This window comes from Flavobacterium indicum GPTSA100-9 = DSM 17447 (genome assembly GCF_000455605.1).
Classification (GTDB): Bacteria; Bacteroidota; Bacteroidia; order Flavobacteriales; family Flavobacteriaceae; genus Flavobacterium; species Flavobacterium indicum.
The window spans coordinates 1769270-1789702 of the sequence record NC_017025.1 but is presented as its reverse complement, the minus strand read 5'-3'; the positions used below and the strand labels follow the sequence as shown (position 1 = coordinate 1789702).

General features: G+C 31.5%; 32 protein-coding genes. All 32 read left to right on the top strand.

Annotated elements, in window-relative coordinates; all coding sequences use genetic code 11:
• Positions 1-10 precede the first annotated feature (10 nt).
• The 32 genes from KQS_RS08200 (at position 11) to KQS_RS08060 (ending at position 20323) form a co-directional block, all read left to right on the top strand.
• Entirely contained in the window at positions 11-841 is an 831-nt protein-coding gene (locus tag KQS_RS08200; protein WP_157868413.1) for a M43 family zinc metalloprotease, read from the top strand.
• The gene (locus tag KQS_RS08195; RefSeq protein WP_014388717.1) at positions 838-1530 is read left to right on the top strand and encodes a DUF547 domain-containing protein; all 693 of its coding nucleotides are present in this window, start codon (positions 838-840) and stop codon (positions 1528-1530) included. The genes KQS_RS08200 and KQS_RS08195 overlap by 4 nt, the downstream gene beginning before the upstream one ends.
• A gap of 15 nt (positions 1531-1545) precedes the next feature.
• A complete protein-coding gene (locus tag KQS_RS08190) occupies positions 1546-2223 on the top strand; it encodes a phosphopantothenoylcysteine decarboxylase domain-containing protein (protein WP_014388716.1) in 678 nt (225 codons plus the stop codon).
• A 14-nt stretch (positions 2224-2237) separates the two neighbouring features.
• Positions 2238-2981, top strand: a complete 744-nt coding sequence (locus tag KQS_RS08185) for a hypothetical protein (protein WP_014388715.1) — start codon at positions 2238-2240, stop codon at positions 2979-2981.
• Positions 2982-3011: 30 nt separating this feature from the next.
• A complete protein-coding gene (gene merTP / locus KQS_RS08180) occupies positions 3012-3620 on the top strand; it encodes a mercuric transport protein MerTP (RefSeq protein WP_014388714.1) in 609 nt (202 codons plus the stop codon).
• Positions 3617-3832 carry a GDCCVxC domain-containing (seleno)protein gene (locus tag KQS_RS14220; RefSeq protein WP_014388713.1) on the top strand — a complete coding sequence of 72 codons (216 nt, stop codon included), beginning with the start codon at positions 3617-3619 and terminating at the stop codon, positions 3830-3832. Before merTP ends, KQS_RS14220 begins: the two co-directional genes overlap by 4 nt.
• A 154-nt stretch (positions 3833-3986) precedes the next feature.
• Positions 3987-7103, top strand: a complete 3117-nt coding sequence (locus KQS_RS08175) for a TonB-dependent receptor (RefSeq protein WP_014388712.1) — start codon at positions 3987-3989, stop codon at positions 7101-7103.
• A gap of 126 nt (positions 7104-7229) precedes the next feature.
• A complete protein-coding gene (locus tag KQS_RS08170; RefSeq protein WP_041252058.1) occupies positions 7230-7655 on the top strand; it encodes an OsmC family protein in 426 nt (141 codons plus the stop codon).
• A gap of 18 nt (positions 7656-7673) precedes the next feature.
• On the top strand, positions 7674-8114 hold the full coding sequence (locus KQS_RS08165) for a thioredoxin family protein (protein ID WP_014388710.1): 441 nt from the start codon (positions 7674-7676) through the stop codon (positions 8112-8114).
• Between the two features lie 99 nt (positions 8115-8213).
• On the top strand, positions 8214-8819 hold the full coding sequence (locus KQS_RS08160; protein WP_014388709.1) for a hypothetical protein: 606 nt from the start codon (positions 8214-8216) through the stop codon (positions 8817-8819).
• Positions 8820-8898: 79 nt separating this feature from the next.
• A complete protein-coding gene (locus KQS_RS08155) occupies positions 8899-9747 on the top strand; it encodes an RteC domain-containing protein (protein WP_014388708.1) in 849 nt (282 codons plus the stop codon).
• A gap of 89 nt (positions 9748-9836) precedes the next feature.
• A complete protein-coding gene (locus tag KQS_RS08150; RefSeq protein WP_014388707.1) occupies positions 9837-10124 on the top strand; it encodes a helix-turn-helix domain-containing protein in 288 nt (95 codons plus the stop codon).
• 14 nt (positions 10125-10138) lie between these two features.
• Positions 10139-10759 (top strand): hypothetical protein, encoded by a 621-nt coding sequence (locus tag KQS_RS08145; protein WP_051149672.1) that lies wholly within the window; start codon positions 10139-10141, stop codon positions 10757-10759.
• Positions 10760-10776: 17 nt separating this feature from the next.
• Positions 10777-10917 carry a hypothetical protein gene (locus KQS_RS14610; RefSeq protein WP_242400757.1) on the top strand — a complete coding sequence of 47 codons (141 nt, stop codon included), beginning with the start codon at positions 10777-10779 and terminating at the stop codon, positions 10915-10917.
• An 11-nt stretch (positions 10918-10928) separates the two neighbouring features.
• Positions 10929-11540 carry an ATP-binding protein gene (locus KQS_RS08140; RefSeq protein ID WP_014388706.1) on the top strand — a complete coding sequence of 204 codons (612 nt, stop codon included), beginning with the start codon at positions 10929-10931 and terminating at the stop codon, positions 11538-11540.
• Between the two features lie 167 nt (positions 11541-11707).
• Entirely contained in the window at positions 11708-11893 is a 186-nt protein-coding gene (locus KQS_RS14480; RefSeq protein ID WP_162141187.1) for a hypothetical protein, read from the top strand.
• A gap of 223 nt (positions 11894-12116) precedes the next feature.
• On the top strand, positions 12117-12341 hold the full coding sequence (locus tag KQS_RS08130; protein ID WP_014388704.1) for a hypothetical protein: 225 nt from the start codon (positions 12117-12119) through the stop codon (positions 12339-12341).
• A gap of 133 nt (positions 12342-12474) precedes the next feature.
• Complete coding sequence (locus tag KQS_RS08125; RefSeq protein WP_014388703.1) at positions 12475-13335, top strand: transglutaminase-like domain-containing protein; 861 nt, start codon at positions 12475-12477, stop codon at positions 13333-13335.
• 10 nt (positions 13336-13345) lie between these two features.
• Positions 13346-13582, top strand: coding sequence for a hypothetical protein (locus KQS_RS08120; protein ID WP_014388702.1), 237 nt, complete (start codon positions 13346-13348; stop codon positions 13580-13582).
• Between the two features lie 4 nt (positions 13583-13586).
• Positions 13587-14303, top strand: coding sequence for a hypothetical protein (locus KQS_RS08115; protein ID WP_014388701.1), 717 nt, complete (start codon positions 13587-13589; stop codon positions 14301-14303).
• Positions 14304-14314: 11 nt separating this feature from the next.
• Positions 14315-14974 carry a hypothetical protein gene (locus KQS_RS08110; protein ID WP_014388700.1) on the top strand — a complete coding sequence of 220 codons (660 nt, stop codon included), beginning with the start codon at positions 14315-14317 and terminating at the stop codon, positions 14972-14974.
• A 39-nt stretch (positions 14975-15013) separates the two neighbouring features.
• The gene (locus KQS_RS08105; RefSeq protein ID WP_014388699.1) at positions 15014-15577 is read left to right on the top strand and encodes a hypothetical protein; all 564 of its coding nucleotides are present in this window, start codon (positions 15014-15016) and stop codon (positions 15575-15577) included.
• Positions 15578-15631: 54 nt separating this feature from the next.
• Positions 15632-16006: a hypothetical protein gene (locus KQS_RS08100; RefSeq protein WP_014388698.1), complete on the top strand. Its 375-nt coding sequence runs from the start codon at positions 15632-15634 to the stop codon at positions 16004-16006.
• A gap of 1 nt (position 16007) precedes the next feature.
• Entirely contained in the window at positions 16008-16307 is a 300-nt protein-coding gene (locus KQS_RS08095) for a hypothetical protein (protein WP_014388697.1), read from the top strand.
• A 1-nt stretch (position 16308) separates the two neighbouring features.
• On the top strand, positions 16309-17118 hold the full coding sequence (locus tag KQS_RS08090; RefSeq protein WP_014388696.1) for a hypothetical protein: 810 nt from the start codon (positions 16309-16311) through the stop codon (positions 17116-17118).
• Positions 17115-17309: a hypothetical protein gene (locus KQS_RS08085; RefSeq protein ID WP_014388695.1), complete on the top strand. Its 195-nt coding sequence runs from the start codon at positions 17115-17117 to the stop codon at positions 17307-17309. The genes KQS_RS08090 and KQS_RS08085 overlap by 4 nt, the downstream gene beginning before the upstream one ends.
• Before the next feature lie 211 nt (positions 17310-17520).
• The gene (locus tag KQS_RS08080) at positions 17521-18018 is read left to right on the top strand and encodes a hypothetical protein (protein WP_157868412.1); all 498 of its coding nucleotides are present in this window, start codon (positions 17521-17523) and stop codon (positions 18016-18018) included.
• Between the two features lie 2 nt (positions 18019-18020).
• A complete protein-coding gene (locus KQS_RS08075) occupies positions 18021-18443 on the top strand; it encodes a hypothetical protein (protein WP_014388693.1) in 423 nt (140 codons plus the stop codon).
• A 2-nt stretch (positions 18444-18445) separates the two neighbouring features.
• Entirely contained in the window at positions 18446-19156 is a 711-nt protein-coding gene (locus KQS_RS08070) for a peptidoglycan-binding domain-containing protein (protein ID WP_014388692.1), read from the top strand.
• On the top strand, positions 19156-19299 hold the full coding sequence (locus KQS_RS14415; RefSeq protein WP_014388691.1) for a hypothetical protein: 144 nt from the start codon (positions 19156-19158) through the stop codon (positions 19297-19299). The genes KQS_RS08070 and KQS_RS14415 overlap by 1 nt, the downstream gene beginning before the upstream one ends.
• Complete coding sequence (locus tag KQS_RS08065) at positions 19299-20012, top strand: glycoside hydrolase family 19 protein (RefSeq protein ID WP_014388690.1); 714 nt, start codon at positions 19299-19301, stop codon at positions 20010-20012. Before KQS_RS14415 ends, KQS_RS08065 begins: the two co-directional genes overlap by 1 nt.
• An 11-nt stretch (positions 20013-20023) precedes the next feature.
• A complete protein-coding gene (locus KQS_RS08060; protein ID WP_014388689.1) occupies positions 20024-20323 on the top strand; it encodes a hypothetical protein in 300 nt (99 codons plus the stop codon).
• Positions 20324-20433 lie beyond the last annotated feature (110 nt).

The window sequence follows — 20433 nt, the reverse complement described above, 5'->3', positions numbered from 1 at the left end:
AACTGTTTTTTTGAATTTAATATCTTGTAATGATGTAGAAAAAGATAGTGATATACATCCTTTTTGTGCTTCACAAAGTTGTTCAGTTAAAGGAAAAAAAGAATTGATAGAAACGTATGAAGAAGACTCAAATCAAAAAGATACTTTAGTCATTACAGTTGGAATAGTTGTTACGACAGAAAAGCAGCCAAAATATTATCATGTTACTTCAAAAATTAAAGAGTTAAATGAAGTTTTTGCTCCAGCTTTAATAAAATTTCAATTAAGTCAAAAAATATACACACACACTTCAAATCATACAATTGATGAAATAGAGTCTTCTTTCAAAATTAGAAATAAAGTTACTGAAGGTTTAGAAAAGGAGAATATTATCAATCTATTTATTGTCCCGAAAGGTAAATTTTTAAATGGATTTACCTATGTAGTTCCAGATACTTTTGCTAATTATTTTAATTTAAAGTGCAATACCATTTTTATCAATGAAGTAGCTTGGTTTAATCAATCTACACTACAGCACGAACTTGGACATTTTTTTGGATTACAGCACACCTTTGGAAACAATCCCAAAGAAAATACAACAAAAGAGTTAGCTAATGGTACAAATTGTAAAACCGAAGGCGATTTTATTTGCGATACACCTGCCGATCCTAATGGATTGATAGATAAAAATTGTCAATTTATTGGATTGTCAGATAAGCAAAAACATAATTTCACCCCATTCGTTAATAACTATATGAGTTATTATAAAAACTCGTGTAAAAATGAATTTACCAATAGACAATATATTGCAATGAATCAATTTGCTAATAAATATCGAATGTATTTAAAGGTAAAACAATGAAAGAAGTATTAAATATTATCCAATTGTCTGAAAAATTATTAATAGCAGTTAAAATGCAAGAGAATACATTTATATATGAGCAAAAACTTTCAGAATTAACACTAGATGAACTTCAAAAACAATTAGTAAATGATGATGATAAAAAAGTTTTTTGGATTAATTGTTACAATGCTTTTTTTCAATTATTAGCAAAAAGAAATGAACTAGTCAAAAAATCGATTTTTAAATCAAAGTTAATCACAATAGCTAACACAAAGTTTAGCTTAGACAACATAGAACACGGGATTTTAAGAAAGTATCGATGGAAATTAAGCTTTGGTTATTTGCCCAATATTTTTGCATCAAAAATCATTAAATCACTAGCCGTTTCAAAGCTCGATTTCCGCATTCATTTTGCCTTGAATTGCGGTGCCAAAAGTTGCCCACCAATAGCTTTTTATACACTTGAAAAAATTGATAATCAATTACAAATGGCAATGATTTCATTTTTAGAATCTGAAACATTTGTTGATTATGAAAACAAAAAAATAACCACTTCAAAATTGATCTATTGGTATCAAGGTGATTTTGGTGGAAGAACAAAAATCCTTACACTTTTAAAACAAGTTTTAAACCTTAAGGAAAAAGAATATAAGCTTTTATTTAGTAAATACAGTTGGGAAACTCAATTAGAAAATTACTCCTCTTAATAAAAATTAATTTCAATGAAATCTTTATTACAAAACAAAAAGATACTCATCACTGCCGGACCAACAAGAGAATATCTCGATCCTGTTCGATTTATATCGAATGAATCGTCTGGAAAAATGGGTTATGCAATAGCAGAAGCATTACATCAATTCGGAGCTGATGTTTATTTAGTTAGTGGTCCTGTTACTATTTCGTATTCATTTCCTGAAGAAAAAATTATTCACGCAAAATCGGCTAAACAAATGTATGATGCTTGTTTACCATTTTTTGACACCTTAGACATTGCTGTTTTTTGTGCAGCTGTTGCCGATTATACGCCAAAAACAAATTATAATCAAAAAATAAAGAAAATTGAAAATGAAATTGCAATTGAATTTGTAAAGAACATTGACATTGCATTTGAGTTTGGAAAGATAAAAAAGCAACATCAAAAATCTGTTGGTTTTGCCTTAGAAACAAACAATGTTTTAGACAATACCAAGGCAAAATTAAAAAAGAAAAACTTTGATTTAATTGTTTCCAACTCGCCAAATAAAGATGAAGGATTTGGTTATGACACAAACAAAATATGCATTATCGACCAAAAATTATCACTAAAATCCTTTCAGTTAAAAAGTAAGCAAGAAGTAGCTCAAGATATTGTAAATGCAATTATTGAAATGTATAATCCTGTTGAAATAGCTTCAATTTAACCTATTTAACTGTTATGCAAAAAGGGTTTACAATAGTTTTATTTTTTTCACTAGCAGTTTTATTTTCTAATAGTTTGAATGCCCAAGAAATAATAAAAACTTTTCATCAAAACACCTTTGGTAAAGAAAAATTAGCAAGTTTGAAAGCAAAATTTGGAAAACATAAAACATTGCTAGCTGACTATGAAAATCAAATGCTAATTGCATTATCCTATTTCCCAGAACTTGAAAACATCAAAATTAAATTCAGATTAAAAAACAGAGAAACGCCACTTGCTACAAGGCCAGCTTTTTTTAGTATGTTCCGTTCTCCAAAAAAAAGAACCTATATTATTACAATTAGTAAAAAAAGTACCCTTATTTTAGACACTATTACTTTTAAAAATTTACGTTTTAATGCTCAAATTGGTGTTTTAGGACACGAGTTGTCGCATATTTCTGATTATACTAAAAAGGGGTTTGCTAAAATTTTTCATATTGGGTTTATTCAACTTTTTTCAAAAAACAAATTAGATCGTTTTGAATTTAACACCGATTTAGACTGCATAAATCACGGTTTGGGTTATCAACTTTTAGATTGGAGTTGTAATGTAAGAGAAAGCCTTGAAAGAAAAAATTGGCTTGGAGCAGTAAATTTATCAACTGATCAAGAAAGTGAAAGATATATGAATCCCGCTACTATTCTAGAAATAATTTCTAAACATCCACTATATCAGGAAAATCAGAAAATGATCAGTAATTGTCAGGATTTGCAATAGTATGTGACTAATTTTAAAAATAATGTAGAAATGAAAGAATCTGGAAAATTAGCTTTAACAAGCATTTTATCAGCAATAACTGCTTCATTGTGCTGTATTACACCAGTATTGGCTCTAATTTCGGGAGCATCTGGAGTTGCATCTACTTTTTCGTGGTTGGAATCTTTTCGCCCTTTTTTATTAGGTATAACTATTTTAGTTTTAGTTTTTGCTTGGTATCAAAGACTAGAACCTAGAAAAACTGAAAGAATACAATGCAATTGTGATGAAGTTGAAAATCAATCATTTATACAAACCAAAATGTTTTTAGGTATTGTAACTGTATTTTCATTGATAATGATGGCATTTCCTTATTACGGGCATATTTTTTATCCAAAAGTTGAAAAAAATCCAGTTGTAGTTTCTTCTGAAAACATAAAAGAGGCAAAATTTAATGTAAACGGAATGACTTGCTCTAGTTGTGAAGAACACATTAAAAATGAAGTAAATAAATTACCTGGAATTGTAACTGTTTCTGCCAATAGTAAAGAAGGAAGTGTGAATGTAAAATTTGACAACAGCAAAACTTCCATTTCAGAATTAGAAAAATCGATTAATATTACAGGTTATACAATAATTGATAAAAAACAAACAAAATGAAAACACAATTAATATCAATCATAACTTGCCCAGAATGTAGACATAAAAAAGACGAAATAATGCCTACTGATGCTTGTCAATTCTTTTATGAGTGCGAAAATTGTAAAAAAATTTTACGCCCATTAGATGGTGATTGCTGTGTCTTTTGTAGTTATGGTAGCGTTGATTGTCCTTCCATTCAAGAGAAAAAAGATTGTTGTAAAAGTAAATAAATTAGTTTAACGTGATCTAATAGGTAAATTTACAAAATAAATTTAGTTATGTTGAAAATTGCTTCAATTGGAAGAGCACCACAAGAAATTGTGGTGTTTTTTTTTGTCAGGAATTAATTTAAATATCGACTATAGAAAAAACTAATTTAAAAGAATGAAAAGAATTATTTGCTATTGTTTGTTTTTAATTACATTCCAGAATTTTGCACAAGAGACTACTGGTATTCTAAAAGGAAAGATTAAAGATGAACAGAATGCTCCAATTGCATTTGCACATGTAGAAGTTATACAAGAAAATACAGGAAATAAATTCCATACAATAAGTCAAGAAAATGGTTTTTTCTTTTTTAATCAACTGCCTCCTGATGCAAATTATAAAGTCAAAATATCTTACATAGGTTTTAATGATTTCATACAGAATAATTTAACAATTTTATTGGGTCAAGCCTTAACTTTAGAAATACAATTAATTGAAAAATCAGAAATCTTGAATGAAGTCATTGTAACTTCCACTATTGGTCAAAAAAAAGGAAATGAGCAAAAGTTAAAGATGGAATTACTCAATAATTTACCTACGATAAACAGAAGTATTCAAGATGCAACTCGTTTATTACCAGATGCAAATTTAAATTCATTTGGCGGCGCTAATTATAGATTTAATAATTTAAGTATTGATGGTAGTGCAACAAATGATGTTTTAGGATTCCAAGAACCTTCAAGTGGTGCCGCAGGTTCTGTAGCTTCTGGAACGCCTGGAGGACTTGCAGGAACTCAACCGATAGGTTTTGGTGCTATAAGTGCTTTGTCTATTAAAACAGCACCATTTGATGTTACACTTGGTAATTTTACAGGAGCAAGTATAAATGCTGTAACCAAGTATGGCAAGAATAAAACAGAAGGAAATGCATATAATTTTATGAAAAATAGATGGATGACCGGAAGATATGCAGATGGAGTAAAACAACCTGAATCTACTTTTTTTGACAACCAAATTGGTGCTTCTATAGGTGGTCCTATACTAAAAGACAAACTTTTCTATTTTTTCAACGCAGAATTCTCATATAGAAAAGAGCCTGTTTTAAATGCTCCAGGTTCAACCAATTCAAATATATCCTTATCAACGATAAATTCTATTAGAGATAAATTAATGTCACAATACAATTATGACCCAGGAGCTTTTCAAAATGTTGATCTAGAGCGCAAAAACACTAAACTATTCTTACGTTTTGATTATTCCATTTCTGAGAAGCATAAGTTAACGCTGCGAAATAATTTTGTAACAGCATATGCTGATAATTTAGAGTGGACTACTAATGTATTTAATTTTGGTAATCAAGGATATCGACACAATTCAACAACAAATAGTTTGGTTGGCGAATTGAAAAGTAATTTTAATTCTAATTGGAATAATAAACTCATTCTATCTTACTCAACCGTTAATGATGACAGAACTTTTAATGGTCGTGTTTTTCCTCATTTAGAAATTATTGATAATACATCAAATACCATTTTTGCAGGTACTTATAGGGAAGCTGCTATATATGGTTTAAATTTAAAAACAACTCAAATAACTGACAATGTTACTTATGTAAAAAACAATCATACTTTTACATTAGGAACTTCTACAGAAATTAATGCAATTGAATATAGATTTTTAACAGCATTTAATGGAAGATGGCAATACAAATCGGTTGATGATTTTTTAAATGATAAGCCAAATCGAGTTCGAGGTGTTTACAATATTGAGAATAATGACTTTAACTTTAATAAAAATAATCCATCTGCCGATTATAGTGTTATTCTATCAGGAATCTATTTTCAAGATGATTTAAAAATTTCGGATAAATTTAGTGTATTAGCAGGTTTAAGAATTGATACTCAATTTCACCCTGGTGATTTTCCAATAAGTAATGAAGTAAAAAACACACCTGAATTTGCTAAATATGAAAATAAAATCAATAGCAAACCTCAAATTAATCCAAGAGTTGGTTTTATCTATAACATAAATAGTAAATTAACTTTGAAAGGCGGTTCAGGACTATTTACAGGTCGAATGCCTTTTGTATGGTATGCTTATTCGCACTACATTTCAGGAACAAAATATTTTAATATTGATTACCGACCAACTTCAAATCTTCCAATTACCGAAAATCTTAGTGATTTAGAAAGTCTACAGTCGAGACCGTTAACTGAAATTAATTTAGTTGATAATGGTTTTAATTTACCCCGAGATTGGAAGACCAATTTAAATTTTGATCTAAAACTTAAAAATAATACAATCTTATCACTTGATTTAAATTATTCTAAAGTTGTACAAGGATTATATTTTCAATCTATAAATAGAAAAGAATCAACGTTATCAAATTTTAACGGAGCTGATAATCGCCCTTATTATACTCAAACTGGAGATAATGTAAAAGTTAATCCAAATTTTACAAATGTGTTCCTATTAACGAATACGGATAAAGGGTATAGATATAATGGTACACTAAGCATTTCTAAATCAAATAGTTTTTATACAGGATTTTTAGGATATACATTTGGAATGAGTAAAGATATAAGCAGTACGGTAAGGAACTCTCATGCAGCTAATTATGAGTGGAATCAAGCATTAGTAGCTAATAACCCTAAATTGTCTTTTTCAAATTTTGATTTAAGGCATAAAATTAGTTCATATCATTTTTTTGAAATCCCTTTTAAAGAATCAAAATTTAAGTTAGGATTTATTTATAATGGAAAATCGGGCAGTCCTTTTTCTTATGTTTATGAAGGGGATATGAATAGAGATGGTTCTGCAAAGAATGATATAATTTATGTTCCAAATAACCAATCTGAAATTGTTTTGCAAGATTTCATCAATAGTAATGGAATTCTGATTACAGCTCAAGAACAATGGAATCAATTAGATAATTATATCAATAATGATAATTATTTAAAATCAAGAAGAGGAAAATATGCTGAAAGAAATGGAGCAAGAACACCTTGGAATCATCAAGTAGATGCAAAATTTATTTTTGAAAAAAAGCTCAAAAATAATCGATTAGAAATTTCACTTGACATTTTTAATGTTGCTAATTTAATTAATAAAGAATTTGGCACACAATATTATGTTCCAAACATTAATAATTCTGGTTATGCGATACTGGATTTCATCAAAATTGAAAATGAAAAACCAGTTTATCAATTCCATAATCCAAATAGCAAACCATGGTTAGTAGATACTATAAATTCTAAATGGCAAGCACAACTTGGATTGAGTTTTTATTTTTAGAAATTTAAATGATGAATATAAAATGAATTTTAATCAAACAACTATAAAATAAAATTAATGTAATGTTGTCAGGAAAAGAATTTACTTACGACTATAACATAAATTAATAACTGCAAATAATAAATTATGCCCACAAAAATTAAACTAATAAACTTGCCTACAGGATATCAAACTGTAATAAATAATGGAAGACATAGTATTTTAGGAGACGAGCCAACAAATAGTAAAGGAACTGATTTAGGATTTTCACCTACTGATTTAATACTCTCGAGTATTGGAATGTGCAAAGTAGCAACTGTTCGTTTTATTGCACGTAAAAATAACTGGGAAATTGGAAATGTAGAGGCCGAATTAGATCAAGTTGTGAAAAGAGGAGAAGATGGTAAATTATCAACAACAATTAAAGTGGCCATTTCAATTGAAGGTAATATTAACGATGAACAACGTCAAGAATTACTTAATCAAGCAGATGCATGTTATGTTCATAGAATGATTGAGGGAGATTGGAACATTGAAAAAGCAAAAAATCTAAATCAAGTTGAATTTGTATAAATTAAAAAAATTGACATTATGAAAACACTAATTTTCACCATTTTGACTATTGCTGTAATTTTTGGAATTTATAGTTTCAAAAAACCTAAAACTGAAGATATTTCAGTAGATAAAGGGATACAATTTTTTGATGGAAATTTTCATCAAGCTTTACTAAAATCTCAAGAGCTTAAAAAACCAATTTTTCTTGATGTATATGCTACTTGGTGTGGACCTTGTAAACAGCTTAAAAAAACAACCTTTAAAGATGAAGAAGTAGGTAACTATTTTAATGCCAACTTTATAAATATAGCCATAGATGGAGAAACTTCAGAAGGTCAAGAATTAATTAGAAAATATAATATTCGTTCCTACCCATCTTTACTAATAATTGATGGTCATGGGGAAGTAAAAACTAGAACAACAGGATTTCAAAAACCACATATTTTAATAAATTTTGGGAAAAGAATTATTCCCTAATCAAATTTACCTTTTTTGCCCCAAACTAGTTAGTATTTGATATTAAAGCATTAGTTAATTAACTAATGCTTTAAGTTTTTATCATTAAAAAAATTGAACATGGAAAAAAAATCATTTTTGGCAATCTCAAAATCACTTATTTTTTTTGGGTTGCTATTTTCATCTTTTTCACAAGCACAAAATAATTTGGAAAATGATGAAATAAGTAGTAAAAACAAAGTCGAGTTAGGTACAGAATTACAATTATATCCAGCTGGAATAATGACAATGATTACATCCAATATTTTTCTAAATGACAATTGGGCATTACGTTTAAGAGTTGGAGGCAATTTTGCAGACCGTAAAGATTTTAGTGAGTATAATGATAATGAAGTGGCTACAGGTTTTGGAGGTACTTTAGGAATTGTTCGTTATTTTCCTTCTGGAAAAGGAAACTTTATAATTGGAGCTTCTGTTGATACTTGGAACATGTGGACAGATTGGAAAGATGGTTTAAATACAGTAAATCCAACAGAGGGTAAAACATATAATTTAGTTATTCAGCCTTGGGTTAACGGAGGTTATTTATTCAATTTAAATGAAAAATGGAATGCTGGAGCATCATTAGGTTTTGGAAGAGAATTCAATGTTATAACTCGTGGTGAAAATGTAGGTGAAGGATGGATGGGATTAGCCACACTATCCGTAAATTATAAAATTAATTAATTTGAAAGCTGACATATAAAAACAATATCAAAGAGATATTAGAAAAGAGAATTATTGAACACTTGTTATTTATAACCCTTTGAATTCAAAATATACTACCTTACTAAATAACCTCAATGAACAACTCAACTTCATTGATTTAGAGATTGATGATCAAATAAAGAAATGTGAGCAAGCTATTGCAATAATTCTAAAATCAATTAAAGAACTTAAAAAAGTTACATCTAAAATAAATTTTAAATCTCAAACTGAAGAAATTAAGTTTTTCAAAGAAATAAAACCACAGTTCACTTCAAAATTGATTTATTTCAATCGAGTTTATAAAATTGAAATGAAAAAACCAAATGGAGGGAATAGAATACTTAAGAAGTATAACAACAACGAACTTTTAAAACTAAAAGCATTCTTTGATAGTGAATTAGAATTTTATCAATATTATAGATCAGGAAGTACTTATCTTGATTATAAATATTTCCTTAGAGGAAAATTTGATATTAAACTTGCTTTAGATTCATACTATTTTGAAACGGATACATCATTTTCAACCTCACATGATTTCAAAGTAGCAACAATTTTAGCAAATGACTTAATTCAATTATATTTAGAAAACCAGTTAATTATGATTGATAACAAAGATATAAGTGAAAAATCACAACGCAAACCGAACATTAAATTGATGTGGACTGGCTCAAAAGTTGCTCTTACAGAGCTATTATATGCATTACATTCTGAAGGTGTTTTTAATAATGGAGCCGTTGACTTAAAAGATATTGCAGAATATTTTGAACATACTTTTGAAATTGACTTAGGCCAATATCGCCGCGCATTCCTTGAAATAAGAGCCAGAAAGAGCGAAAGAACAAAATTCATTACCTCTTTAAATGAAACTCTTCTAAAAAGAATGGACAATGCAGATGATATAGCTTAGCTAAAAATCGTTCACAGCACATACCCCGTTGTGAAATAAAATACTCCAAACAATTCAATTTTGTACCATAACAATCTAAAACATACGTTATGGCAATCGAAGTTATCACACGTGAAGACTTAATCGAATTCAGAAGTCTTCTTTTGAATGATTTAAAACAACTCATTCAACCTCAATCACAACAAATAAAGCAATGGCTCAAATCCAATGAAGTCCGAAAATTGCTTAACATTTCCCCTGGCACATTACAAAATCTACGTGTTAACGGAACACTTTCATTTACCAAAGTTGGTGGTATAATGTACTATAGCTATTCAGACATTGAAAAAGTTCTAAGTGGTAATATACAAAATAAAGATACTAGACTTTTCAAATAATGTAATACTAACTAATGAATTACATTAAGCACCTGACTGGTTTTTTTAGTTGCATAGGCAATGAAGAACTTATTTACCCAACTCACATTAGTTTGTATTTGGCACTGTTTCAAAGTTGGAATGTAAATCGATTTAAAAACCCGATTACTATTTCTAGAGATGAAATGATGAAAGCCAGTAGGATTGCCTCAAAAGCAACCTATCATAAATGTATAAAAGAATTGCAATTGTTAGGATTCATAGAATATTTACCATCCTATAATCCGTACCATGGTACAGAGGTAATTATGTATAATCTTTCTGATGGTAAAAAGCCTCAAAGCAGTTCAATGAATGAACAAACAAAACCAATAATTGAACAAGTTAATGGTCAGGTAACTGAACAGGTTATTGAACCCCATATATATAATAATAAACAAACATTTAAAAACAATAAAAACATATGTATTGAAGGAAATTTAGAGACTTCAGTTGAGAAAGGTTTTTTAGAGACCGTTGAAAAAGAAAAAAAAAGTTCCGCGAAAAAAAAAGAAAGTCCGAGTTTGGATTTGGTAAAGGAATATTTCAAACATCTGGATTACCCAGAAATTGAAGCGGAACGTTTTTTAATTATTATACAAGTACTGGTTGGTTAATTGGAGGAAAAACCAAAATGAAAGACTGGAATGCTGCGGCCAGAAACTGGATGCTCACGACTTCCAAATTTTCAATCAACTTGCCTCAGAATAAAGAGCAATCAAGAGCCAATAATTTACACATCCAAGAAGATAAAGACTATGCAGAACCATTGTAAGAGAATCAATTATGAATTTACAATACAACTATCCGGAAATTCTAGCTTGGTTGGAACAGAAAGGAAAACAAGATTATGGAGAGAGATTTTATTTCCTTGAGCAGGATACACTTAACATTACAAAACTTGTAGCCTATTTTCTGAAGGATGAAACAAAATCAAATGAGTTTGGTCTCGATTTAACGAAAGGTGTTTTATTGTCAGGACCAGTAGGTTGTGGTAAAACAACGTTAATGACATTGATGAAATATATTGCGAAACAAAACAACAGATTTTATCTGAAGACTTGCAGAGATATAAGTTTTGAATTTATCAAAGAAGGTTATGAAATTATACATCGTTACAGTCGTGGAAGTTATTCTCAAACTGAGTATAAGAATTATTGCTTTGACGATTTAGGAGTTGAGCAAAACTTAAAATACTACGGCAATGAGTGTAATGTAATGGCTGAAATTATTCTTTCAAGATATGATCTATTCATTGCAAGAAAAGTAATAACACATCTAACAACTAATCTTTCTGCTTCTGAAATAGAAACAGCTTACGGAAATCGAATCAGGTCAAGATTAAGAGGAATGCTGAATCTTATTGCTTTTGATAAAAATACAGCAGACAAACGCTAACAAAAAACAGTATGAAAATAACTTTAAAGAAAATCAAAATAGCGGATATTGAGATAATACAATCCGAACTGCTAAAATTCATCCGAAACAAGGTTGATAATATTCATCATTGCAAAGATTATGAAAAGTATTGCAATGATATTATTGTTATTGACACACTACAAAGTATGTTCTACATTTTTAGAACGAAAATTGAGAGTAAAAAAGTTCCTTCAAATATCATTCTTACTCCAACACAATCTGTTATCCTACTCTATTGCTGTCAATGGGAAAGAAAAGAACGAACTCAAGAACAGGAAATTGTAATGCAATCCATCTCTGATATAATTTACGAAAGACTTGTCAATATTTAAAACTAAGAATTATGAAAATTAAAAACCGCTTTAAAATAATTTATCTGAATGTATTGGCAATAGCAATATGTTTTGCAATCATCATTACCTCACCATTGCAATTTTTTGATTTCATCTTTAAGGGTAAAAATCGAATACTGAAGTATCTGGAAGATAAGGTTTTCAGAATCTTATTCCTAATCAACGATTTAAGAAAGGAAATTTAACTTGTAAAGATTCTAAAATGAGTAAGCAAAATAAAAAACCACTTCCGCATTCTGTTACTAAATCAGAATTAATCGAGATGTATTGCAATCAGTTTAGTGAAACTAAAATCAGGAATCAAATTAATGAAATCTTAAAAGAAAAGAAAATCTCAAAGGATGTTAAAATGATTCCACATTTGGAATTCGTGGAGTTTGTTGAGACTTATGGATTACCAAAAGGATACTATTACGATGATGATTGATTACAATAAAAGCACAATGATACCTGATAATACTTTATAATACCTAACAAATCTTTACAATACTTCACCATACCTCGCCTTACCTCAAGGCGAGGTATTTTTATTTTAAACATTTGCATATGAAAGTTTGTAAATGAAAATGACTAAAAATGAAATAAACCTAATTCTAAAGCGCAGGATAAAAAACGGTGATGAGTTTAACCATTTGATTGAAAAACCTAAAGGACAAAAAGTAAAACTTAAAAAAGGTGATACTTTTTATTCGGTTTCCATGATGAAAGTTTGGGTCGAGACTTTTTACAAACAGGTTGCCAAATTATCGCAAATGCTGAAAGGAAAAACGATTCAAGAGACCTGTGATAAGATTCATTACTTCCTGTATTACGATATACAATATCAGGCAGACGGTATGACTCAGAATTTAAGAAGTCCTGCTAATAGTTGGTTTAACCGCCGTGAAGGAATTGATTGCAAAAGCTATTCAATTTTCGCAAGTTCGGTTTTAATGAATTTAGGAATTAAGCATTACATCAGACAAATCAAACAGCCTAAGTTCAATCCAAAGCAGTACACTCATGTTTATGTGATTGTGCCATTTAATCAAGTGAGCGGAAAGCTAGACAAAGGTCATGCAATTATTGACGGAACTATTCAAAGCAACAAAGAACCAAGTTATACGGATAAAAAAGATGTTTTTATGGATCAAAAATTACCACACATAGGACTCAATTGTCCTGCTCCTAAAAAGAGAGGCTGGTATGTAACCAAAAAGCCTTGCAAAAAGGTTTATGAACTATATGATTTTGCCAGAAGTGCTGAACAAGCGAAAAACATGTTAAAATCATTAGGCAATGATGCGATTGTTCATAAGTCAACAAGTGAAGGAGGAGCTTATAATATTTATGTCAAGATTAATAGTGTTTATGGAAGTAAAAGAGGACTTAAAGGAGTTGTAAAAAAAACAACTCAACCTCGTAGAAGATTTCCATTTTAAATAACAGCGTATGATAATATTAGAAGAACAAATAGGTCTTAATGCAGGATTAAACAGAAGTTTTTTAAAAAGACTAAGATTCAAGAACCTCGTTAAAATGGCAGTTGCTCCACATCTGCTAATTCCTAAAAACAAAAGACGAACGCTCATTAGAGGAGCTTTTGCGCCCCATACTTTGATTAAAAAAAATCAAAGAAAGCGATTAATCAAAGGAGTTTTAGCACCGCATACACTTTTAAAAAGATAAGAATATGTTGATTTTAGAAGAACAAACAGGACTGAATGCAGGTTTAAACCGAGGCCTTAAAATCGGTAAAATGCTCAAAAAGAATGTCCGATTAAAAAACGTTAGCATTAAAAATGCTGTTAAAGTCGGAAAAAAGTTAGTTCCAATTGCCTCTATGGCAATGAATATTATTCCTGGAGGAGGCATCGCAAGCAAAGTGCTTGACAGCAAAGTAGGTAAAATACTTACGAAGGTTAAAAGTGGTAAAGCCATAAAATTAGCTACAAAATTAGGCAAAAGTAAAGTTGGCAAATTTGCGATAAATAATGTTGTGAAACCGACAATTAAAAATGCCTTTACAGGTAATCAGCCACAGTCTATTTACAACGAATCACAACAAATTGAAGCTTCCGAACCAGTTGAAGTTATGCCAAATGCGACTCCGACACCTGCACAATTGGAAACCATTGCAGAAGTAAAAGGAGTTCCGGCGGAATCCTTAACTACCGGCACAACAGATACTGGTGAGGCAGTTCCGAATGATGCTCAGCTTGAAACTATTTCCAAAGTCAAGGATATTCCTATGCAGAATTTAAAAGAAGAAGTTCAAACACAAAAAGAAGCATCACAACTCGAAAGTGGAATTACATCCACAGAAAAGCCTAATTATACGATTCCCATTGTTATTGGTGTAGGAGCTGTGGGAGCGATTCTTTTAGTAACAAGTTCAAAAAGTAATTAATAAACATAGAAATGAAACAAGAATTAATAACAATCAGTTCTGCCGTTGTTGTAGGTGCTCTTTCAAGAGGTCTTACAGGCACTATGACCGAGACATCTTCCAACACGGTTAAAGGTGTTGTTAATGTTGCAGTTGCCGTTGGTGCTGGATTTTTAGCGGTAAAAGTAAATGGAAGCGATACCAAAAGTTCGCTTTTAAGAGGTTCGGCAATTGGTGTTTCCATTGCTCATGGTCTGGAATTAGTAAAAAATATTTTCTCGTCTGAGAAAATTGCCGCTAAGCTAAATCCTGAAACAACAATCGGAAGATTTATGCAAAAGACAGCAGGTCTTTCGGGGGCGGTAAATGGATTGCAAGGTTATATCGATGCTTACGGCAACTATCACGAAGATGGTTTAGGCGGTTACATTGATATCAATGGTAACTATGTAGAAAATGGTTTAAATGCTTATGATGGTGGTGATGGTTTAGGTGCTTATGAAGAAGAAGGCTTGAACGGGTATTTTGATGATGCAGGAAACTATCATGAAGATGGTTTAGGTGGTTACATCGATGTAAATGGAAACTATGTTGAAGATGGTTTAAGCGGTTATGAAGACGATGGTTTAGGAGCCTATGAAGATGAAGGCTTAGGCGCATATATCGACGAAAATGGGAACTATGTTCTGTAACCTACAACAAAAAATTAAAATTTAATTCATTAAAGAAACATGGAAAATAGAAATTCACAATTGCAGAGAGCAATTAAAGTTTTAGGAGCTAGACAACGTCAAACGAATCATACTGTAAGGCCACAAGCAACAAAATTAGTTGATAAAACCTTTTATTTAAATGTAAAGGTTGATGGGATGAGTGGAATCAACCAACTTGTGGATGCAAATACTAAAAAAATTGTCGGAATTACAAATTTTGATGGAAATCAATTAAACTCAGGACGTGATGTGGTAATTGATGCTATCCGTATACAGTTTACCACAAAAGGGATGAAAATGGAGAGTGCCGACTGGCAAAGTAGAGATGTATTGCCGGCTGAATTGCAAAACGCTGATTTGAGATTGATTCAAACCAATGATATGCTTATTGATTTACCCCTTACAGATATTCAAAATTTCAAATTCGATGATTATCGTCCCATTGCAACCACACCGCTTTTAAGAGCCAAAGAGGAGTTTAAATTAGAATTGGAATTTCCTAAAGGGGTAAATGTCCCTATAAAAGAAGGTGTTTCAATGTTTTTACGATTGGAATTTAGAGTAACAGAGGCTAAAAAGTAAGAGAATTAATAAAGCCGAAGTCTTAACAGCTAAGGCTTTTAAATCTTAAAAAGTATGCGACAAATTCAACACGTAGTAAAGGCAATCATAAAGCCAGGAGAAAGTAATACTTCAGAGAATTTTAAACTTCCAATTGGTTTTACCACTGGTGTAGCAGTCTACACTAATGGAGTTGAAAAAAAAATCAGTGCAATGACATCCATTGAAATGAAAGACGATAACAGTATTGCTATCATTCCATCTGTTCATATTGATAATTGGAGACAATCAAACGGTGGCGAATACGAAAAGAGTTTTAAACCCTTGAATTTCGATACAGGTAATAAGGATTACTCACTCATTTTCGCTTTGGACGAGCCATTGAAAAGTGATGTGCCTTTAAAATTTCACGTAGTGTTTTTATATAACAATAACATTAAAAAAGTATAGCATGTTTGCAGAATCTGCTTTTATAACAAGAGAGTTTAGGGAAGAACAAATTCCCATTTTAGAGGGAGTTACCTGCCTTTCGGTTGTAAATACAGGTACTACAATTGCAATTATCAACGGTGTTACTATTTATCCAACACAAAAACAGATTTTGATTCCTCCTGATGGCACTTTTTCAAAGGTAAAATTGGAGGTCAATTATATGACAAGTGAATCAACTTTCGCCCCAACGCTGGTAAAGAAAATGATTACTGGGAAAGAGCATAACAGGATTTTACTTATCTACAAAAAACTAATTTAAAATGGAGCAATTAGATGATTTGATGGATAAACTGGCAAGCGATAAATTTTGCGCTGTAACAGTTTACGACAGAACTACCTCAAAGCCAATTTTTCGAAATATTACCCACGAGCAGATAAAAAATGATTATGGTACGAGTGAAGAATTTTTTGAAAAACTCTACAATGATGGTTTTACCAAACTTACCATTCAGGAGAAACGCAAAAATGGGGTAAATGCTTTCAAAATTGAAGGAGATCCTTTTGATGTAACTTTTGGTGAGATTATTTCTAATTCAAGTCATATAGAGGATGAACCAAAACAAGTCCTTAAAAAGAAGAAAAAAAAGAAAAAAAGTGCAGGTCTAATGGGTTTGGGAATTGCCGACATTTTTGATTTGAAATTACAAGCGCGTGATCGAGATGAACTCGCTAAAAAGTTAGAAGAATCTGAAAAATATAATCGGGAACTCAAAGCGAAAAACGAAGAACTCGCTGAGGAAAAATTGCAGCGGAAGTACACCAAAGAAAGCAATGACAGTTTGAATAACATGCTTTTAGGAGTGGTTAAACAAGCTCCATTAATTCTAAAAGGATTAGGGTTTAATGTTCCGGTTGAAAATAGTGGTTTAGCTATGGCTTCTCCTGAAGATTTGGATGATGAGAATTGTTCAGATGCTAAAAAAGCATTCTTGGATATTATCCGAACCCTTGATGACGATACTATAACGTTGCTTTCAGTCATTTATCAAAAAATCAACGAAAAGTCCGAAAACAATCTCTTTTCACAAGAGCTATTTGGACTATTACAAAAACATCAAATGGTAGTATGAGCACAATAACTATAAAAACAAAGGAAACCAACCCATTCAAGTTACAGAAAAAGACAAAACTGATTCAGGAATTATCGGATTTGGATAATGAAGTTTTGGAAAAACTAGTGGAACTGAAAAAATCCAAAAAAGCCATTGCAATGGTTACCGATGCCCAGAGTTGGCAAACAATCAAAGAGTTCATAATGTAGAAAGTTGGAGTAACCTGTCTGCATGCTCCATTTGCAGGCGGGTGAAACAATGATAAAACACAGGTGTAGACATTGCTCCAGGTTAAGAGAGTAAAAATGAAACGGGAAGAGTAAAATGAACCAACTACTGGGACAACTCTTTAGAATGCTTAAAATGAAATTCTCGGAGTAAAATTGAAATTGGGAGCAATACTACAGCCAAGAAATGAATATGAAAAGACAAGGTTTACATAATCCCGCAGTGCTTACCGCAGTAGCTTCATCTCCACAAGGACAAAAAGCTATTGCAACAACTCTTGAGAATACAAGTGCAGGAGTAAATGCCACGGTCTCGATTGTGAAAGGGGTTTTGAAAATGGGGCTTTTTTTAGGTGTGGGTTACTTTGCTTACAAGAAAATTTTTAACGGTTTTTCACCTTTAAAAGAAAACAAAAGAGACAGACCAAGCAATATTTCAACTGGGATGGCAAAGAATAAAGCTGAAGCAATTTATAGTGCAATGTATGGTGTTGGAAATGGTTTTAAATCTGTAAAGCAAAATCTTATGGGAGTTAATCCTAACGGATTTGTGAGGATTCATAATGCTTTCGGGCTTAGAAAAGGGATCAATCCTTTATCAAAAAAAATGACTCTGATAGAATGGTTTGGTGACCAGTTCAGTCAAAATGAACTAATGGAATTACGCTTTATAATCCCAAACTTTTTTTAATCATGGACAGTTCAAAAATAGTGCCTATCTCTGTTGGAATAGCGGGATTGGGAATTCTGCTTTTTTCCATAGCTCAAGCAAAAAAGGATAAAAACGGGAACGTTTATTTGAATCAAGGAACGGTAGAAAATAACTTCAACGCTAAAGAAATAGCTACAGTGCTTTATGATGCAATGAAAGAAGCTAATTTCACTAATACTGAAAAGCGTAAGACCATTTTTACCACGCTCACTGGAGTTAGCCCAGCACAGTTTTCATGGGTGATAAAAGCCTTTGGAAGTAGGTATTACAATACACTTACAGGCAACACTTATTTCGCTTTATGGCAAACTCCAGTAAGGCATCCTTTAAAGGTTTGGCTCAAAGAGGAATTAAGTGACAGCGATTATAAATTATTGAAATCAAATTATTCAAAATACTTATAAGAATGACCACAGAAGATAAAATATGGATTGGTGGCGGTATCGCTCTTGCTATAGGTGGTGGCATTTATTATTTCGTTCAAAAAAATAAGAATGATAATGAAATCAGTCAAGAAATTGAAGCGGATTTAAGCAATGAAACTTTACCTGTTGCGACACCGAAGCCTATACGAACACCAACATTAGCAACAGCTCCAATTATTCCTGTAAAAACAATTTCAGAACCACCTGTCAGAAGTGCTGATGCATTTAGATACAGCATAGGTCAGGAAGTGATGGCTTCAGGCTTTAATGGGACAAAGACTTACGATGCACGAAAAATGGCTGATGGGAATTATACCAGCGAAGGAATTAGAAAGGCTACTTTCAAAAAAGGAGATAAAATCGGTAAAATCATTTGGGTTGGCAAAAGACCTGATGGCACTTATCGTTATGTTGCTCAAAGAGATGGAACTTTTTTGAATGACATTTATTGGATTCCTGATCATACAGTAATAAAACCTGTTGGAAAGATTTTACCAACTATTCAAGCCGTAGCGGAAACTTCAGGAATTGATAAAGCAATACTTTTAAAAAAAGGTAGTAAAGGCATGGAAGTAAGAACACTACAAACTTTATTAAAAGTTAAAGTTGATGGTGATTTTGGAAGAAATACGGAGAATGCTCTTTTCACTCAAAAAGGAATAAAACAAATCAGACTTAAAGACTGGAGATAATGAATACAAGTACAGGAATATGGATTGGTTTAGGTGTGCTGGGCGCAATTATTATCGCTTCGATGAGTGATGAAACTAAACCTAAAATCGAATCCAAATCAAATGAAAAGCCCAATGTTGAACCTAAAAAAGTACAGTTGTAATGGAATTTTTATTATCAAATAGTACACCTTTTTTGAAGGTTTTTAAGAAGTATGCTATTAATACCCCCAAGAGAGTTGCACATTTTTTGGCACAGCTTCACGAAGAAACAGGAGGATTTATTAAGCTTTCTGAGAACTTGAATTATACTCCCGCCGGACTGATTGAAACTTTTGGAACGAACCAGATTTCGGTTGCTCAGGCAAATCTGTACGGAAGAACTGCTAAACGAAAAGCTAATCAGGAGGCCATCGCTAATATTGTGTATGGTGGAAAATGGGGAAAAGTAAATTTAGGAAATACACAAGTTGGTGATGGTTGGCGTTTTAGAGGACGTGGATTAATCCAATTAACAGGAAGGGTTAATTATCAAGCCTATAAAGATTATTCAGGATTAGATGTGATTGCTAACCCAGATTTGGCCTCACGTCCCGATATAGCTATTGATATTGCTGGTTGGTTTTGGAGTGTAAGATTCAAGCTTAATCCAATTGCCGATACTAACAACATAACATCAATTACCAAGAAAATTAACGGAGGGCTAACTAATTTTTCTGAAAGAGTCAAACAACTTAAGTATTATACGAGCATTGACACACTTGGAATATTAAAAAAAAAAGCGAGTCCGAAACCGGGCAAACCGAAGAATAAATCTGCTTATAGCTACTACAACCCTTTTACTAGGGTGCTCGATTTTGGTTCTAAAACTAAATAAAGGATAAAAATATGTTACCAATAGAAACGATACTGAACTATTTCTTGGGTTCCACCACCTTGATTTCAATATACATAGCTTGGAGGTCGAGAAACTCTGAACTAAAAAAAACGGAAGCTTCAGCACTAGAGGCCATCGATTCAATTTATACCAAAATGTCAGTTGTAACGGATAAGAAATTTGAAGAGATGCAGCGGATTATCGATGAAAATACCATTGAAATTAGAAACCTTAAAGAACAATTGCAGGAATATCAAAAGCGATGTTCTGGCTGTTTGAATAACAAGGGAAATGAAAAGAAAAACCTTTGATAAAATTATTGGAATCCTCAGTGTTTATTATGAAATCGATTTGATTCAAGCAATAGAGGTTTCTGAGCTACTACTTTTTGTTATAAAAGTCTATTTAAAAAAATCAAAAC

Excerpts from the sequence above, each read along its gene's own strand:
- KQS_RS08140 (WP_014388706.1), top strand. The coding sequence starts at position 10,929 with ATGAATTTACAATACAACTATCCGGAAATTCTAGCTTGGTTGGAACAG.
- KQS_RS08190 (WP_014388716.1), top strand. The coding sequence starts at position 1,546 with ATGAAATCTTTATTACAAAACAAAAAGATACTCATCACTGCCGGACCA.
- KQS_RS08080 (WP_157868412.1), top strand. The coding sequence starts at position 17,521 with ATGAAAAGACAAGGTTTACATAATCCCGCAGTGCTTACCGCAGTAGCT.
- KQS_RS08150 (WP_014388707.1), top strand. The coding sequence starts at position 9,837 with ATGGCAATCGAAGTTATCACACGTGAAGACTTAATCGAATTCAGAAGT.
- KQS_RS14415 (WP_014388691.1), top strand. The coding sequence starts at position 19,156 with ATGAATACAAGTACAGGAATATGGATTGGTTTAGGTGTGCTGGGCGCA.
- KQS_RS08165 (WP_014388710.1), top strand. The coding sequence starts at position 7,674 with ATGAAAACACTAATTTTCACCATTTTGACTATTGCTGTAATTTTTGGA.
- KQS_RS08105 (WP_014388699.1), top strand. The coding sequence starts at position 15,014 with ATGGAAAATAGAAATTCACAATTGCAGAGAGCAATTAAAGTTTTAGGA.
- KQS_RS08195 (WP_014388717.1), top strand. The coding sequence starts at position 838 with ATGAAAGAAGTATTAAATATTATCCAATTGTCTGAAAAATTATTAATA.
- KQS_RS08065 (WP_014388690.1), top strand. The coding sequence starts at position 19,299 with ATGGAATTTTTATTATCAAATAGTACACCTTTTTTGAAGGTTTTTAAG.
- KQS_RS08175 (WP_014388712.1), top strand. The coding sequence starts at position 3,987 with ATGAAAAGAATTATTTGCTATTGTTTGTTTTTAATTACATTCCAGAAT.
- KQS_RS08120 (WP_014388702.1), top strand. The coding sequence starts at position 13,346 with ATGATAATATTAGAAGAACAAATAGGTCTTAATGCAGGATTAAACAGA.
- KQS_RS08170 (WP_041252058.1), top strand. The coding sequence starts at position 7,230 with ATGCCCACAAAAATTAAACTAATAAACTTGCCTACAGGATATCAAACT.
- KQS_RS08060 (WP_014388689.1), top strand. The coding sequence starts at position 20,024 with ATGTTACCAATAGAAACGATACTGAACTATTTCTTGGGTTCCACCACC.
- KQS_RS08125 (WP_014388703.1), top strand. The coding sequence starts at position 12,475 with ATGAAAATGACTAAAAATGAAATAAACCTAATTCTAAAGCGCAGGATA.
- KQS_RS08115 (WP_014388701.1), top strand. The coding sequence starts at position 13,587 with ATGTTGATTTTAGAAGAACAAACAGGACTGAATGCAGGTTTAAACCGA.
- KQS_RS08070 (WP_014388692.1), top strand. The coding sequence starts at position 18,446 with ATGACCACAGAAGATAAAATATGGATTGGTGGCGGTATCGCTCTTGCT.
- KQS_RS08100 (WP_014388698.1), top strand. The coding sequence starts at position 15,632 with ATGCGACAAATTCAACACGTAGTAAAGGCAATCATAAAGCCAGGAGAA.
- KQS_RS08090 (WP_014388696.1), top strand. The coding sequence starts at position 16,309 with ATGGAGCAATTAGATGATTTGATGGATAAACTGGCAAGCGATAAATTT.
- KQS_RS08085 (WP_014388695.1), top strand. The coding sequence starts at position 17,115 with ATGAGCACAATAACTATAAAAACAAAGGAAACCAACCCATTCAAGTTA.
- merTP (WP_014388714.1), top strand. The coding sequence starts at position 3,012 with ATGAAAGAATCTGGAAAATTAGCTTTAACAAGCATTTTATCAGCAATA.
- KQS_RS08075 (WP_014388693.1), top strand. The coding sequence starts at position 18,021 with ATGGACAGTTCAAAAATAGTGCCTATCTCTGTTGGAATAGCGGGATTG.
- KQS_RS08130 (WP_014388704.1), top strand. The coding sequence starts at position 12,117 with ATGAGTAAGCAAAATAAAAAACCACTTCCGCATTCTGTTACTAAATCA.
- KQS_RS14480 (WP_162141187.1), top strand. The coding sequence starts at position 11,708 with ATGTTCTACATTTTTAGAACGAAAATTGAGAGTAAAAAAGTTCCTTCA.
- KQS_RS08095 (WP_014388697.1), top strand. The coding sequence starts at position 16,008 with ATGTTTGCAGAATCTGCTTTTATAACAAGAGAGTTTAGGGAAGAACAA.
- KQS_RS08145 (WP_051149672.1), top strand. The coding sequence starts at position 10,139 with ATGAATTACATTAAGCACCTGACTGGTTTTTTTAGTTGCATAGGCAAT.
- KQS_RS08110 (WP_014388700.1), top strand. The coding sequence starts at position 14,315 with ATGAAACAAGAATTAATAACAATCAGTTCTGCCGTTGTTGTAGGTGCT.
- KQS_RS14610 (WP_242400757.1), top strand. The coding sequence starts at position 10,777 with ATGAAAGACTGGAATGCTGCGGCCAGAAACTGGATGCTCACGACTTCC.
- KQS_RS14220 (WP_014388713.1), top strand. The coding sequence starts at position 3,617 with ATGAAAACACAATTAATATCAATCATAACTTGCCCAGAATGTAGACAT.
- KQS_RS08160 (WP_014388709.1), top strand. The coding sequence starts at position 8,214 with ATGGAAAAAAAATCATTTTTGGCAATCTCAAAATCACTTATTTTTTTT.
- KQS_RS08185 (WP_014388715.1), top strand. The coding sequence starts at position 2,238 with ATGCAAAAAGGGTTTACAATAGTTTTATTTTTTTCACTAGCAGTTTTA.